At 40.8% G+C, this 15108-nt stretch carries 11 protein-coding genes, 1 tRNA gene, 2 rRNA genes and 2 other annotated features; of the genes, 11 read left to right on the forward strand and 3 right to left on the reverse strand.

All coding sequences use genetic code 11. The features are described 5' to 3' along the window. Positions 1 to 22: 22 nt before the first annotated feature. Positions 23 to 139, forward strand: a sequence feature (16S ribosomal RNA rRNA prediction is too short). 11 nt (positions 140 to 150) lie between these two features. Beyond that, positions 151 to 1126, forward strand: a sequence feature (most likely nonfunctional fraction of RNA operon). A 154-nt stretch (positions 1127 to 1280) separates the two neighbouring features. The 8 genes from ACM66U_RS03845 to ccoS all read left to right on the forward strand — a co-directional run bounded on the left by ACM66U_RS03845 (position 1281) and on the right by ccoS (position 9211). Continuing rightward, a tRNA-Ala gene (locus ACM66U_RS03845) sits at positions 1281 to 1356 on the forward strand. A 288-nt stretch (positions 1357 to 1644) separates the two neighbouring features. Then, positions 1645 to 4536, forward strand: a 23S ribosomal RNA gene (locus ACM66U_RS03850). A gap of 213 nt (positions 4537 to 4749) precedes the next feature. After that, positions 4750 to 4865 (forward strand): 5S ribosomal RNA (rrf, locus tag ACM66U_RS03855). A gap of 120 nt (positions 4866 to 4985) precedes the next feature. Then, positions 4986 to 5579, forward strand: a complete 594-nt coding sequence (locus ACM66U_RS03860) for a D-sedoheptulose 7-phosphate isomerase (RefSeq protein WP_346388491.1) — start codon at positions 4986 to 4988, stop codon at positions 5577 to 5579. Positions 5580 to 5582: 3 nt separating this feature from the next. After that, positions 5583 to 6095, forward strand: coding sequence for a D-glycero-beta-D-manno-heptose 1,7-bisphosphate 7-phosphatase (gmhB, locus tag ACM66U_RS03865; protein ID WP_418641176.1), 513 nt, complete (start codon positions 5583 to 5585; stop codon positions 6093 to 6095). Continuing rightward, positions 6079 to 6582, forward strand: a complete 504-nt coding sequence (locus ACM66U_RS03870; RefSeq protein WP_230973246.1) for an asparaginase domain-containing protein — start codon at positions 6079 to 6081, stop codon at positions 6580 to 6582. The genes gmhB and ACM66U_RS03870 overlap by 17 nt, the downstream gene beginning before the upstream one ends. Continuing rightward, on the forward strand, positions 6572 to 8965 hold the full coding sequence (locus tag ACM66U_RS03875; protein WP_418641177.1) for a heavy metal translocating P-type ATPase: 2394 nt from the start codon (positions 6572 to 6574) through the stop codon (positions 8963 to 8965). Before ACM66U_RS03870 ends, ACM66U_RS03875 begins: the two co-directional genes overlap by 11 nt. 3 nt (positions 8966 to 8968) lie before the next feature. Further along, the gene (ccoS, locus tag ACM66U_RS03880; RefSeq protein WP_151900769.1) at positions 8969 to 9211 is read left to right on the forward strand and encodes a cbb3-type cytochrome oxidase assembly protein CcoS; all 243 of its coding nucleotides are present in this window, start codon (positions 8969 to 8971) and stop codon (positions 9209 to 9211) included. A gap of 40 nt (positions 9212 to 9251) precedes the next feature. Here ccoS and ACM66U_RS03885 read toward each other — a convergent pair whose 3' ends face one another. Beyond that, entirely contained in the window at positions 9252 to 9539 is a 288-nt protein-coding gene (locus ACM66U_RS03885; RefSeq protein WP_151900768.1) for a c-type cytochrome, read from the reverse strand. A 112-nt stretch (positions 9540 to 9651) separates the two neighbouring features. Between ACM66U_RS03885 and rfaD the strand changes: the two genes are divergently transcribed. Genes rfaD through ACM66U_RS03900 form a run of 3 tightly spaced genes read left to right on the forward strand, consistent with a single transcriptional unit; the run spans position 9652 to position 12659 of the window. Next, positions 9652 to 10659, forward strand: a complete 1008-nt coding sequence (gene rfaD, locus ACM66U_RS03890) for an ADP-glyceromanno-heptose 6-epimerase (RefSeq protein WP_418641178.1) — start codon at positions 9652 to 9654, stop codon at positions 10657 to 10659. After that, positions 10660 to 12090 carry a D-glycero-beta-D-manno-heptose-7-phosphate kinase gene (gene rfaE1 / locus ACM66U_RS03895; protein ID WP_418641179.1) on the forward strand — a complete coding sequence of 477 codons (1431 nt, stop codon included), beginning with the start codon at positions 10660 to 10662 and terminating at the stop codon, positions 12088 to 12090. Further along, positions 12084 to 12659 (forward strand): YfaZ family outer membrane protein, encoded by a 576-nt coding sequence (locus tag ACM66U_RS03900; RefSeq protein ID WP_151900765.1) that lies wholly within the window; start codon positions 12084 to 12086, stop codon positions 12657 to 12659. Before rfaE1 ends, ACM66U_RS03900 begins: the two co-directional genes overlap by 7 nt. Here ACM66U_RS03900 and waaF read toward each other — a convergent pair. Together waaF and ACM66U_RS03910 are read right to left on the reverse strand one after the other, a co-directional pair. Then, positions 12656 to 13651, reverse strand: a complete 996-nt coding sequence (gene waaF, locus ACM66U_RS03905) for a lipopolysaccharide heptosyltransferase II (RefSeq protein ID WP_418641180.1) — start codon at positions 13649 to 13651, stop codon at positions 12656 to 12658. The genes ACM66U_RS03900 and waaF overlap by 4 nt on opposite strands. Next, on the reverse strand, positions 13632 to 14921 hold the full coding sequence (locus tag ACM66U_RS03910; RefSeq protein ID WP_418641181.1) for a glycosyl hydrolase: 1290 nt from the start codon (positions 14919 to 14921) through the stop codon (positions 13632 to 13634). The genes waaF and ACM66U_RS03910 overlap by 20 nt, the downstream gene beginning before the upstream one ends. Between the last annotated feature and the right edge of the window lie 187 nt (positions 14922 to 15108).

Raw genomic sequence — 15108 nt, forward strand, 5'->3', positions numbered from 1 at the left:
AACCCTGATGCAGCAACGCCGCGTGGAGGATGACGCATTTCGGTGTGTAAACTCCTTTTATATGTCAAGAAAATGACGGTAGCATATGAATAAGCACCGGCTAACTCCGTGCCAGCAGCCGCGGTAATACGGAGGGTGCAAGCGTTATTCGGAATCACTGGGCGTAAAGGACGCGTAGGCGGGGTGGAAAGTCAGGTGTGAAAGCCTACAGCTTAACTGTAGAACTGCACTTGAAACTCTCACCCTAGAGTATGGGAGGGGCAGATGGAATTAGTGGTGTAGGGGTAAAATCCGTAGATATCACTAGGAATACCGAAAGCGAAGGCGATCTGCTGGAACATAACTGACGCTAAGGCGTGAAAGCGTGGGGAGCAAACAGGATTAGATACCCTGGTAGTCCACGCCCTAAACGATGAACACTAGTCGTCGGGATGCTAGTCATCTCGGTGATGCACTTAACAGATTAAGTGTTCCGCCTGGGGAGTACGGTCGCAAGATTAAAACTCAAAGGAATAGACGGGGACCCGCACAAGTGGTGGAGCATGTGGTTTAATTCGAAGATACGCGAAGAACCTTACCTAGCCTTGACATTGATAGAACACTTTAGAGATAGAGTGGTGCCCTTTGGGGAGCTTGAAAACAGGTGCTGCACGGCTGTCGTCAGCTCGTGTCGTGAGATGTTGGGTTAAGTCCCGCAACGAGCGCAACCCTCGTCCTTAGTTGCTAGCAGGTTAAGCTGAGCACTCTAAGGAGACTGCCTTCGTAAGGAGGAGGAAGGTGAGGACGACGTCAAGTCATCATGGCCCTTATGGCTAGGGCTACACACGTGCTACAATGGGGCGTACAGAGTGTTGCGATACCGCGAGGTGGAGCTAATCACTTAAAGCGTCTCTCAGTTCGGATTGGAGTCTGCAACTCGACTCCATGAAGCTGGAATCACTAGTAATCGTAGATCAGCAATGCTACGGTGAATACGTTCCCGGGTCTTGTACTCACCGCCCGTCACACCATGGGAGTTGATTTCACCCGAAATCGGGAAGCCAACCTTCGGGGGGCTACCGCTTACGGTGGAATTAGCGACTGGGGTGAAGTCGTAACAAGGTAACCGTAGGAGAACCTGCGGTTGGATCACCTCCTTTCTAGAGTAAAGAGCACTCATTCGATTGAGTGGCTCAACACAAGAAAATCTCACACGAGAAATAGTTTATTGGTTGTTTCAAAAGTTACTTACTTGCTTAGTTTTCAGTGATCTGTGTTCATTTGAATTACGATTATAAAATGGGGAATTAGCTCAGCTGGGAGAGCGCCTGCCTTGCACGCAGGAGGTCAGCGGTTCGATCCCGCTATTCTCCACCATTTCTTAGCGATTTGCACTTAAAAAAGAAACTCACATACTAAAGTATGCTTCGCTTCTTTTTTAAGCACAACTCATCTAAGAAACAAGTTTCTAAATTAAATATAAGTTCTTAAAGTCATAAGAATTTATATTTGGTTTAAAAACCAAACGATCATTAAATTACAATTGTTAAAGTCAACAACTTTAATTATAGAGATATAATTAAAAACTAAATAACTACAATAACAGATCATTCATCTTGTTTAATGTATTCATACATTAAATAAGGTAGTGAACGCAACATAGAATAAAAAGATATTAAGGGCCATAGGTGGATGCCTTGGCTAGTAGAGGCGATGAAAGACGTACTAGGCTGCGAAAAGTCTCGGGGAGCTGCCAAGAAGCTTTGATCCGGGAATTTCTGAATGGGGCGACCCAGCACGGAGCGATTCGTGTTACCACCTTCGGGTGGGGCGAACTTGGGGAAGTGAAACATCTCAGTACCCAAAGGAAGAGAAATCAAACGAGATTCCGAGAGTAGCGGCGAGCGAAATTGGAATAGGGCGCATACATTTAGCATATTTGTTAGCAGAACATTCTGGAAAGGATGAGCATAGAGGGTGATACTCCCGTAAGCGAAAACATTTATGTGGAACTAAGGTATGGAACGAGTAGGTCGGGACACGTGTTATCTTGACTGAATATGGGGGGACCACCCTCCAACCCTAAATACTACTACTAGACCGATAGCGAACAAGTACCGTGAGGGAAAGGTGAAAAGGACCGCGGTGAGCGGAGTGAAATAGAACCTGAAACCTATGGCTTACAATCATTCGGAGCACTATTATAATGTGTGACGGACTGCCTTTTGCATAATGAGCCTGCGAGTTGTGGTATCTGGCAAGGTTAAGCGAACGCGAAGCCGTAGCGAAAGCGAGTCTTAATAGGGCGACATAGTCAGATGCTGCAGACCCGAAACTGAGTGATCTATCCATGAGCAGGTTGAAGCTGGTGTAAGAGCCAGTGGAGGACCGAACCCGTAGAAGTTGAAAATTCTTGGGATGACTTGTGGATAGGGGTGAAAGGCCAATCAAACTCAGTGATAGCTGGTTCTCTCCGAAATATATTTAGGTATAGCCTCGAGCATTAGCGTATAGGGGTAGAGCACTGACAGGGCTAGGGCTGCTTACCGCGGTACCAAACCCTATCAAACTCCGAATACTATATGTGTAACCTCGGGAGTCAGGCGTAGGGTGATAAAATCCTATGTCGAGAGGGGAACAACCCAGACTAACAGCTAAGGTCCCAAAGTTTTATCTAAGTGGAAAAGGATGTGGAGTTGCTGTGACAACCAGGAGGTTGGCTTAGAAGCAGCCATCCTTTAAAGAAAGCGTAACAGCTCACTGGTCTAGCGATTCTGCGCCGAAAATATAACGGGGCTAAGATAAACACCGAAGCTTTAGATTTACAGTTTACTGTAAGTGGTAGGAGAGCGTTCCATTCAGCGTTGAAGGTATACCGGTAAGGAGTACTGGAGCGGATGGAAGTGAGCATGCAGGCATGAGTAGCGAGAAAAGAAGTGAGAATCTTCTTCGCCGAAAACCCAAGGTTTCCTACGCGATGCTCGTCATCGTAGGGTTAGTCGGGACCTAAGTCGAGTCCGAAAGGGGTAGACGATGGCAAATTGGTTAATATTCCAATACCGACATATCATCATTTGAGTGATGGGGGGACGCATAGAGTTAGACGAGGTCACTGATGGAATAGTGGCTCGAAGGGTGTAGGTTGTGAGGTAGGCAAATCCGCCTCACATGAAACCGAGACCTGACAGGCAGAACAATCTCTTCGGAGAGCGTTCTGAATCGTCGATACTGTCGTGCCGAGAAAAGCCTCTAAACGAGATGATATGTCGCCCGTACCGTAAACCGACACAGGTGGGTGAGATGAGTATTCTAAGGCGCGTGGATGAACCCTTGTTAAGGAACTCTGCAAACTAGCACCGTATCTTCGGTATAAGGTGTGCCTTATTTGTTAGGAGATTTACTCTCCAAAGCATTGATAGGTCGCAGCAAAGAGTCCCTCCCGACTGTTTACCAAAAACACAGCACTCTGCTAACACGTAAGTGGATGTATAGGGTGTGACGCCTGCCCGGTGCTCGAAGGTTAAAAGGATTGCTTAGCATTAGCGAAGGCATGAATTGAAGCCCGAGTAAACGGCGGCCGTAACTATAACGGTCCTAAGGTAGCGAAATTCCTTGTCGGTTAAATACCGACCTGCATGAATGGCGTAACGAGATGGGAGCTGTCTCAACAAGGGATCCAGTGAAATTGTAGTGGAGGTGAAAATTCCTCCTACCCGCGGAAAGACGGAAAGACCCCGTGCACCTTTACTATAGCTTGACACTGCTATTGGGATATTCATGTGCAGGATAGGTGGGAGCCGTTGATTCATAGACGCCAGTTTATGATGAGGCATCCTTGAGATACCACCCTTGAATATTCTGATAGCTAACTCCGTACGATTATCTCGTGCGAGGACAATGTCTGGTGGGTAGTTTGACTGGGGCGGTCGCCTCCTAAAAAGTAACGGAGGCTTACAAAGTTCGGCTCAGAAGGGTTGGAAATCCTTCGTAGAGTATAATGGCATAAGCCGGACTGACTGTGAGACATACAAGTCGAGCAGAGTCGAAAGACGGTCATAGTGATCCGGTGGTTCTGTGTGGAAGGGCCATCGCTCAAAGGATAAAAGGTACGCCGGGGATAACAGGCTGATCTCCCCCAAGAGCTCACATCGACGGGGAGGTTTGGCACCTCGATGTCGGCTCATCGCATCCTGGGGCTGGAGCAGGTCCCAAGGGTATGGCTGTTCGCCATTTAAAGCGGTACGCGAGCTGGGTTCAGAACGTCGTGAGACAGTTCGGTCCCTATCTTCCGTGGGCGTAGGAACGTTGAGGAGAGCTGACCCTAGTACGAGAGGACCGGGTTGGACGTGCCACTGGTGCACCAGTTGTCCTGCCAAGGGCATAGCTGGGTAGCTACGCACGGATGAGATAACCGCTGAAAGCATCTAAGCGGGAAGCCAACTCCAAGATGAACGTTCCCTGAAGTACGCTTGAAGACTACAAGCTTGATAGGCTGGATGTGTACGCACAGCAATGTGTTTAGCTGACCAGTACTAATAGTACGTTTGTCTTTTTACCAAGTTCTTAAATGAACACAATTGCTTCACTACCTTATTTAGTGTATTTATTAAATAAGAGATATGTTAGTAGTTATTTGGAACCGGTACTTTAGTGCCGGCTGTTGTTGATTTTACCAATTCTAACTTAATGAGCAATCATTAACTCACTCAACTGGTCCTTGTAAGATCAGATATAAATACATCAGTCAGATGTCTTTATATCTGATCTTGTCTAGGTGGCTATAGAGAGAGGGAAACGCCTGGCCCCATTCCGAACCCAGAAGCTAAGCCTCTCATCGCTGATAATACTGCAGGTTTCACTTGTGGGAATGTAGGTCGCTGCCTAGTTGATCAGATTTTTCTTTCTAACTTTCAATCTTTTTAATCAAACAACTGACTTTTTTACCAAATCTACCTTTTACTAAGTAATTCTATGATATTATTTTATATATAATTTTAGGATGATATATGAAAAAATATATAAAAGATCAAATTAAAAAATCATATGAAACAAAACAGGCTATTTATGAAAATGATGATTTACTTTCTAAGATAGAAAAGGTGGCGTATGAGTGCGTGAATATATACCGTCATACAAACAAAAAAACAATTCTTGCAGGAAACGGAGGCAGTGCTGCGGATGCACAGCATATTGCTGCGGAACTTGTGGGCAGGTACGGTTTTGACAGACCTTCCATTCCTTCATTGGCGCTTACTACAGATACATCAAATCTTACTGCCATTGGCAACGATTACGGATATGATCAGGTCTTTTCCCGTCAACTTGAAGGAATGGGACAAGAAGGTGATATTTTTATCGGTATTTCAACTTCTGGTAATTCACTTAATATTATTAAGGCATTTGAGTCTGCAAAGAAAAAAAAGATTATGACAGTTGCTCTCACGGGTCGTGATGGTGGTGAAATGGCAAAAATGGCTGATATTGCCCTTATTGTTCCTTCAAATGCAACACCTAGAATTCAGGAAGCTCATATATTGATAGGACATATTCTTTGCGACATCATTGAGAAAGAGATATTTGGTGAGGGTGTTGGCAGATAAGAGATGAAAAAAGCACTTTTTTTAGATAGAGACGGTGTTGTCAATGTTGAAATAGAGTATCTCTATAAGAGAGAAGATTTTGAATTTATTGATGGTATATTTGATTTGTGTAAACATTATCAGAATTTAGGATATTTGATTATTATTGTAACAAATCAGTCTGGTATAGCGAGAGCATATTATACAGAAGAAGATTTTGAGTTGCTTACAGACTGGATGATACAAGAGTTTAAAAAGAGAAATATTGATATTGCAAAAGTCTATCATTGCCCGCATCATCCGGATATTAATATAAAATGTAGTTGCAGAAAACCTGAACCGGGAATGATTTTGGAAGCACAAAAAGAATTTAATTTGGATTTAACACATTCTTTAATGATTGGTGATAAGGAACGGGATATTGAGGCTGCCATAAATGCCGGTATTTCAGAAACATATTTATTTGATGAAATGAATCAGATCAGAAGTTCCAAAGCAACAAAAACAGTCAGTAAACTTGATGAAATATGGAAATAAAATGCTGATACTCAACAGTGGTGGTACATTTAACAAACGATACAATGAAATAAGCGGAGAACTTGAAGTTCCTTATGACAATGCAGCTATTGAAAGAATTTTATTCAGTGCTCAGGAAGTGTACAATCTTGCAGGAGTCGTTTACAAAGACAGTCTGGAGATGGACAGTAATGACAGACGTATGCTTGCTGATATTATACGGGAATCAACAGAAGATACTTTTGTGATAGTGCATGGCACCGACACTATGGAGCTCAGTGCCGAGTTTTTGGATGAAGTATTTGATGACAGAAAAATCATTATTACGGGCGCTATGAAACCGTTTGAAATTGACAATATTGAAGCATCCTTAAATCTTGGTATGGCTATCGGATATGCAAAAGCGGTAGAAAAAAATGGTGTTTATATATGTATGAGCGGCTTAGTCGAACCTTGGAAAAACATTCAAAAAAACAGAAATATAGGGAAGTTTGAAGTTGTCAGATAAAATAGCCTGTGATCACTGTCATTTAGAATTTTCAAAAGATGTAATGATACAAGAGGATGAACATTACTTTTGCTGTAACGGCTGTCAGGGTGTATTTCATTTACTTTCAGATGAAGGATTGGACGGTTTTTATGATAAGCTGGGCAATAATAAACTTGCACCGCCTTCACAGCAGTACGAAGACTCTTTAAATTTTGATTCGCCGGCATTTTATGAACGCTTTGTTACACTCAATAAAGATGGCTTCTGTGAAGTTTCTTTGGTTATTGAGGGTATTCACTGTGCTGCATGTGTCTGGCTGAACGAAAAAGCTTTGACAAATATGCAAGGTGTTATTGCTACGAACATCAATTATACAAACAACAAAGCAAAGATTGTCTGGGATGATGATACGGTCAAACTCTCCAAAATTATAGATATGATTCGTGCCATCGGATATGATGCATACCCTTATGATGCTTCACTGCAGGAACAAAAAGCAGATAAGGAGCGAAAGGAATATTACACACGGATGGCTGTTGCTGTTTTTGCGACGATGAACATGATGACGATTATGGTTGCGCAGTATGCCGGTTATTTCAGTGGTATATCTGAAAATATCAAACATATACTCAATATCGGAGAGTGGGTTTTAGCAACTCCTGTATTTTTTTACAGTGGATGGCCTTTCATTCGCGGAATGTATTACGGGATGAAGACAAAAACAGTAAATATGGACACACTTGTTGCTACTGGGGCGATACTAACCTATATATACTCTATTTATATTACTGTTACGCGCAGTGGTGAAGCCTATTTTGATTCGGTGACGATGATTATTACTTTTGTACTGGTTGGAAAATTCTTAGAGGTTTTAAGTAAAAAAAGTATTGCCGATACTTTGGATATTATGAATCATCATCTGCCAAATGATGTTAAAGTTGTTGTGGATAAAAAGATTAGTACGAAAAATGTCAATGATGTCATTGTAGGCGAAATTGTTTTGGTAAATTCAGGAGAACGTGTTGCTCTTGACGGTGAGATACAAGAAGGAAACGGAAATTTTGATGAATCAAGCCTGACCGGTGAGAGTGAGCCTGTTTTTAAAACTGCAGGAGAGAATATCATCAGTGGAACGGTAAGTATTGATGCCGATGTCAAATATAAAGTTACGAGAGATTTTGCACACTCCACAATGAGTAATATTGTAGCCTTGCTGGAAAATGCAATGAATAACAAGCCAAAAATTCAGCAGTTGGCAAACAGGCTGAGTGAATATTTTTCCGAAGTGATACTGGCACTCTCTTTTATAACTTTTATCGGATGGTATCTTTACTCATCCAATTTTGAGCAGTCTTTTATGATCAGTATTGCCGTTATAGTGATAGCCTGTCCCTGTGCCCTTGCTCTGGCGACACCTGTCGCAACACTGGTCGGTCTCTCTATCGCTTCAAAAAGGGGGATACTTTTTAAAGAAGCTGCTCAGCTTGAGACAATGGCAAAGGCAGATGTTTTATTACTTGATAAAACAGGAACGATTACAAAAGGTCGACCTGAGGTTGTCAAAGAGGAGATATTTCTGCCGTTTCACAAGTCTATGCTTTATTCGTTATTGCTTAACTCAAAACACCCTGTTGCCAAAGGTGTGGAAAAATATATTTTTGATGAGGATTTGGATCCCTTAGAACTGGAAAGCTTTCAAAATATACCTTCGCAGGGTTTGAGCGCGATGTATGATGGGAAGATGCTTGCAGGCGGGAATGCGAAACTCATGCAAACCATAGGGATTGACGTCTGTAGTTCAAGCCAAAACAGTGAATTTTATTTTGCGTACGGCGGAGAACTTTTGGCTAAATATGAACTTTTTGACATACCGCGTGAGGATGCAAAAGAGGCTATAGCCAAAATTAGAAAAATGGGTATAGAGATAATTATGCTCACAGGAGACCATGAAGAGAGTGCCAAAAAAGTAGCGCAACTCGTTGGAATTGAACAGTACAAATATGAACTGACACCTCAGGACAAAGCCGTATTTATAGAAAACCTGCATGAAGATGCCAAAGTAACCGTTATGGCCGGGGACGGGGTGAATGATATTTTAGCCTTGGCAGGTTCAGATATTGCAATAGCAATGGGCAACGGAAGTGATATTGCCATAGAGGTGAGTGATGTAGTGCTTTTAAATGATACATTCAGTTCACTTTATGACAGTTTTAAAATCTCTAAAAAAACATTTACAATGATAAAAGAGAATCTTGCACTCTCTTTTATTTATAACGCTATTACAATTCCGTTGGCAATGGCAGGATATATTATTCCTCTTATTGCCGCAATTTCTATGAGTATCAGTTCATTAATAGTAGTAGGAAATTCAATGAGAATCAAATTTGGGTATAAGGATTAGAGTATGAGCAGTTGGGTAATAGGTATGATGCTTGGAGTGTCTATTTTTTTAGGAAGCATAGCTGTTGTGGCTTTGATATGGGCGATAAAGAAAGGGCAGTTTGATGATTCGGAACATTTTTTAAATGCGGTAAAATTTGACGGAACAGATGATTTAAATGATGCTTATGAAAAAGAGCAAAGAGTAAAAGAGTTAAAAGATAAAAAGAAAGAAAGTCTGCGAAAGAAAGATTACAGACCTGAATGACGGTAAGAATGAGTTACCTAAAAAGGTAACTCTAAAAATACTATTTACCGATTGTTTGAGCAAAAGCTTCTAAATCAGCGTCAGAATAACGAGCAACCTGCCCTTTCATGATACCTTTCATTGGTCCGCCGAAAGTTCCAGCTTTATACCCTTTAAGAGCCTCAGCAATTTCAGCGTGAGTCATGTTAGCAACAACTTTAGATTTACCCATTGCTTTCTTTTCCCAGTTAGCACCATGACATGCAGCACAAGCTTTCCCGTTTACTGCAGCAGATGCAGCTGTAACTAATGCTAATGTAGCGATTGAAGCGATTACGATTTTTTTCATTTTGTTTCCTTAATTTCGAATTCAATTTATATTATAATGGGTAAAGTCTTAAATACTTGTTAATGAATTAAAAGGTATCATTTTATTAAAATTTATTTAGACGGATGGGAAGATGCGATACATAGAAGATGACTTAAAAGACAAAACAATACTTATTACAGGCGGTGCGGGATTTATCGGTTCAAATTTAGCATTTTATTTTCAAGAAAACCATCCGGATGCCAAAATTGTGGTACTTGACAGTTTTCGAAGCACAGAGACACTGAGTAACGGAAATTTAAAAAGTTTCGGACATTTTAAAAATCTCATAGGCTTTAACGGTGAAATTATCAGCGGTGATATTAACGATAAAGATTTATTGCTTGACTTGGAAGTAAATTATGACTTTGATTATATTTTCCATGAAGCGGCCATTTCTGATACAACGGCACAGGAACAGGATTTGATGATAAAAACAAATGTCAATGCCTATAAAGATCTGCTTGACCTGGCTGTGGCACATAATGCCAGTATGATATATGCATCTTCTGCCGCAACATACGGAAATGCTGAGTCTCCGCAGCGAGTTGGGCGAGAGGCACCAAACAATGTGTACGGTTTTTCAAAACTCTCTATGGATCATTTAAGCCGCGAGTATATGAAAGAGTGCGATATCAATATAGTAGGGCTTCGTTATTTTAATGTGTACGGTGCGCGTGAATATTTTAAAAACACAACGGCTTCAATGGTGTTGCAGTTTGGACATCAGATACTTGCAGAAAAAAATCCCCGTCTTTTTGAAGGCAGCGATAAAATTCTTCGAGATTTTATCTATATAGAAGATATTATACAGGCCAATATAAAAGCAATGCAGCCAAATACAAGCGGTATATACAATGTCGGAACAGGAAAGGCGAGAAGTTTTCAGGATATTGTTGATATTTTGCAAAAAGAGTTGGGTACCTCTTTGGAATGCGAATATATTCCAAACCCGTATATCGGTTCGTACCAGTTTCATACAGAAGCAGATATAGCAACAACGAAAGAGGCTTTGGGCTATACACCGGCTTATGAGATGGAAGAGGGCATAAAAGCTTATGTGCCGGAAATTAAACGTATATATGAGACAGAAGTAAAATAGATGCAGGTATTTAAAGAGGCAAAACCAAACATTTTGGTTCTGGGCGATTTGATGATTGACCACTACCTTTGGGGGAGTTGTGAACGAATCTCTCCTGAAGCACCTGTGCAGGTTGTGGATATCAATAAAGAAACGACAGTTTTAGGCGGTGCGGGAAATGTGGTTAACAATCTAAAAGCTTTGGGTGCAAATGTCAGTGTCAGCAGTGTGATGGGTGATGATGACAATGGTAAAGAACTTGTGAAAATGTTGCATGCTATTAATGTCAATACGCAAAATTTAATTATAGAGAAGAACAGAAAAACATCAAAAAAGAGTCGTGTTATTGCCGTTTCCCAACAAATTCTCAGATATGACAAAGAGAGTAAAAATGACATACTTCCAAGAAGTGTACAAAAGATTTTAGATTCCCTTGCAAAAAGTATTGATACCTATGATGCAGTGATTTTGTCCGACTACGGCAAAGGTGTGTTGACACAGGAACTTTCACAGGGCATCATCAAACTTGCAAAAAAACATAATGTAAAAGTCTTGGTTGATCCAAAAGGAAAAGATTTTTCAAAATATCGTGGAGCTTATCTGCTGACACCAAATAAAAAAGAAGCGGTTTTGGCAACAGGTATTGATATAAATGATGAAGCATCTTTAAAAAAAGCACTCTTGAAACTGAAAAATGAGTGTGATTTGGATGTTTCTTTGATAACACTTTCAGAAGAGGGAATAGCAACATATGAAGAGGAAGTAAAAATTTTTCCTACCGTTGCCAAAGAAGTATTTGATGTAACAGGTGCGGGTGATACGGTGATAGCCTCTATTGCATTTGCTTTAAGTGTCGGCAAAAGTCTTGAAGAGACAGCAGCATTTGCAAATCTTGCAGCAGGTGTCGTGGTTGGCAAAATAGGCTCGGCTACAGTAACCATTGATGAGATAGAAGATTATGAGGCTTCTTTGCATAAAAGTACCTCGGATGCGCATATTAAAAATTTTGAAGAGATCGATGCCATTGTGCAAAGATACAAAAAAAGCGGTAAAAAAATAGTCTTTACAAATGGCTGTTTTGATATCTTGCATGTAGGGCATGTAAAGTATTTGCAAATTGCCAAAAGTTTTGGGGATGTTTTGATTGTCGGGCTTAATTCTGATGCCTCGGTTTCTCGTCTCAAAGGTCCGAGCCGTCCTGTAAATCCTGCGGAGGACAGAGCCTATTTGCTGGCTGCACTTGAAGCGGTCGATTTTGTCGTGCCTTTTGAAGCAGATACACCCTATGAACTGATTAAAATGATAGAGCCGGATGTACTTGTAAAAGGAGGGGATTATGCAGGAAAAGAGGTTATAGGTACGGAATTTGCTGGTGAGTTACGACTGGTTGATTTTGTCGATGGTAAAAGTACAACAAAAACAATAGAAAAAATACAAGGAAAAACATGTTAAAAAAAATCACTTTAATGGCAGTTTCGGCTGTGGCTGTATTTGCAATGAACAGTGCAAGTATCAATATAAACAATGAAGATTTAGAATTAAATGCAAATCTTGATGTTGGACAGTTTAATGAGAATGTTGAACCGGAAACGATGTTTGTGGGAGTTCGATTTTTAGATGCTGATAATGCAAATCGTGTAAACAATGAAGCACTGTATGAAGTTAGTTTTTTAATGAAAAAAGAGGTGGGTGAGAGTGACCTGTCTGTTGGTTTGGGTATTAAAGCGAACTATACAAAGGATTACAGAGCTTTGCCTTTGGGAATTGTATTTGAGTATGCTTTACCTTCGGCAACAGTCGTCCCTATGGCTTTACACGCAGATGTTTATTATGCGCCAAAAGTTTTAAGCTTTGACAAAGCAAATAAATATTTTGAATACAGAGTGGAATGTGATGCCGAGGTTATCGATCATGGTCATGTTGTGCTTGGGTACCGGCACATCAGAACTGATTATGATGATCTAAGAGGAAATTTCACATACAATGCATCAGGATATATAGGGTTTAAATTTGAATTTTAAACTGCTGACTTTTTTACAGCTTCTATAACTTCAGAAGCTGTAATGCCTTTCATGCAGTCGTGATGCTTGAGTGGGCATTCCCGCTTCATACACGGACTACAGTCGAGTTCATGCCGGACGATGATACTCTTTTCATTCTTCCACTGCGAAGTCTCTTTATATCTTGTCGGTCCAAAGATAGCTACTGTGGGTACTTGATACGCGGCAGCTACATGCATAGGTCCACTGTCGTTGGTAATAAAAAGAGAACATCCGCCGATATTTGCGCATAACTCCTCTATATTTGTTTTTCCGGCTAAATTTATATAGTTGTTTACATGTAAAGCTTTGAGATTATCTTCTATCTCTTGTGCCATTTCGACCTCATTGGGCCCGCCGAATATTATAATGTCATACTGTTTGCTAAAATAAGCCGCAACTTGGGCAAAACGTTCGGGGTACCATCTTTTTGCACTGCCGTAGGTTGCACCGGCATTGATACCAAGTGTCGGTTTTTCAAAACTTTTTGCCTTTATATAAAGTTTGAGCGGTGGAATTTCCTGGGTAAAATCATCTACATTGACCATGGCAATTTGTGTGTACTGCTCTACCAAGTGTTGGTTTGTTCTGATCTTCGGTGTGTGTGAAAGAAGCAGTCTTGAATGCCACGAAGCCCTTGCACAGCAGATGACGGTGCTTGTAAAACGCAGCAACAGAGTAGAGTGGATTTGATCCCGAAAGCTGACTGCCAGATGAAAAGTTCCCAGCTCTTTTGCCAGTCTGTAGGTTGCCACAAGACGCGAAGATGCTTTTTTTGTCTCATCAACAATGGCACGTTCACATAAAGGGTGGTGTTTGAGTGCTTCTATGCTGACATAACTGCCGACAAAAGTAAACTGTGCATTGGGATATTTTAAAGCCAAAAGTTCTATGGCCGGAGTTGCCATGATGGCATCACCCAGCCAGTTTGGCAAAATGATTAAAATTTTCATATTAGATGCGCTCACTTGCATTGACCTGTTTTCCTACCTCTTTTGTAATGAAAATATACAAAGGAGAAGAGCCGACAGTCAAGGTTTCATCTTCTATTTTTTCACCGGTTTTGGAGTAAACATCAAAAAAGTCTTGATTTTGGAGGGTTGTTTCTTTGAGTGACCAGTGGATTTGAAGTATCTTGTCATTGACAAGTACCTGCATTGTGTAGTAGCCTCGTTTAATATCCATGCGTAAAAACTGCGCATTTTCAAGTGTTTGAAGCATGTACAGGTAAGTATAAAAAGCTTCTCTTTTTTTAATCCCTTCTCTGTTGTCAACCAGACCGTAGCCGGGAGCTATGAGCTGATGCCAGGAGACGGAATCGACCTGCTGGGAAGCAAAAGTCAAAAGATAGTAGCGCAGCATATAATCAGCATAGAGTGCTTCACTGACACATTCATACTCACTTGTCGGTGCATAAGGTGCCGTATTTGAGAGAGGCCAGTTCACTTCGGTTACATGTAACTCCTGCTTTGTTTTTAAAGAGAGCCACACCAGAGTGCTCAGCAGGGCAATTTTATCGCTTAGGGTAAATCCGAGCTGTGTATTTTCAGGAGCACCACGTCTGTCAACATATAAAAGTGCCGCAATGCCGTCATATCTGCATTTGCAAAAGTTAAAAAGAGTGTGTACAGTAAAGTAAAATTCAAAATCTATAACACCGCTGCCAAGGAGCCGAATGTCGGGAAATTCCTTTTTTTTCAAATCATATGCAACTTTATAAAAATCAAGATATTCGCGTACGGAGAAAAATCCCCACTTTGCACGGTTGAGTGTTGAACCGATTTCATAGCGTGTTACAGAGGTGCCCAAGCTTGTAAAGATTACATGTAAATTATTTTTAAGGAGTTGTAAATCTTCTATATGTTCACGGTCCTGCAGGATTTTAAGTATAATCTGCTTATTGCTGTTTTGCTTGATAAATGCTGCAAGTTCATTGAGTCGGTCCATCTCCCAAAGTTTAAAACGGACAAGAATGCTTTTTACTTTCAACTCTTCAAGCATTGCCTGTGTCTCTTGAGTGTTTCTCTGCCAGTCGACACCTAAAGAAAAAAAGTTTGCTGTATTAACCTCTTTTCTTTTGACAAAGGGCATCATCAAAATACTCAAGGGAAGAATAATCAAAGAAGAGACAAATGTGAAAAGCAAAGAAAATTTTTCTTTTTTACGCATAAACTTTTTGTATCTCTTGTCTTGCAGCGGTGCCGGTTGGTCGGAATAATCATCCCAGGTAAAAGGTTTTTTCATAAGTAGGATTATATCCTTTTTAGGATAAAATACATAAAAACTGAGACAGATTATAAAAATTATGTAGTTTTTTTGGAACCTGGATTTTAACCTGGGCTGATTTGCTTATATGCCTAAAAGACGAAGCTAAAGCATCGTTTCCGAAAAAAATAAAAATTAGTTTTGAATTCTTTTGTTAGGATAATAC

The sequence above is a fragment of the Sulfurimonas sp. ST-27 genome, from assembly GCF_048081595.1.
GTDB lineage: Bacteria > Campylobacterota > Campylobacteria > Campylobacterales > Sulfurimonadaceae > Sulfurimonas > Sulfurimonas hydrogeniphila.

Excerpts from the sequence above, each read along its gene's own strand:
- ACM66U_RS03910 (WP_418641181.1), bottom strand. The coding sequence starts at position 14,921 with ATGAAAAAACCTTTTACCTGGGATGATTATTCCGACCAACCGGCACCG.
- ACM66U_RS03900 (WP_151900765.1), top strand. The coding sequence starts at position 12,084 with ATGTTAAAAAAAATCACTTTAATGGCAGTTTCGGCTGTGGCTGTATTT.
- ACM66U_RS03860 (WP_346388491.1), top strand. The coding sequence starts at position 4,986 with ATGAAAAAATATATAAAAGATCAAATTAAAAAATCATATGAAACAAAA.
- waaF (WP_418641180.1), bottom strand. The coding sequence starts at position 13,651 with ATGCAAGTGAGCGCATCTAATATGAAAATTTTAATCATTTTGCCAAAC.
- gmhB (WP_418641176.1), top strand. The coding sequence starts at position 5,583 with ATGAAAAAAGCACTTTTTTTAGATAGAGACGGTGTTGTCAATGTTGAA.
- rfaD (WP_418641178.1), top strand. The coding sequence starts at position 9,652 with ATGCGATACATAGAAGATGACTTAAAAGACAAAACAATACTTATTACA.
- ACM66U_RS03870 (WP_230973246.1), top strand. The coding sequence starts at position 6,079 with ATGAAATATGGAAATAAAATGCTGATACTCAACAGTGGTGGTACATTT.
- ACM66U_RS03885 (WP_151900768.1), bottom strand. The coding sequence starts at position 9,539 with ATGAAAAAAATCGTAATCGCTTCAATCGCTACATTAGCATTAGTTACA.
- rfaE1 (WP_418641179.1), top strand. The coding sequence starts at position 10,660 with ATGCAGGTATTTAAAGAGGCAAAACCAAACATTTTGGTTCTGGGCGAT.
- ccoS (WP_151900769.1), top strand. The coding sequence starts at position 8,969 with ATGAGCAGTTGGGTAATAGGTATGATGCTTGGAGTGTCTATTTTTTTA.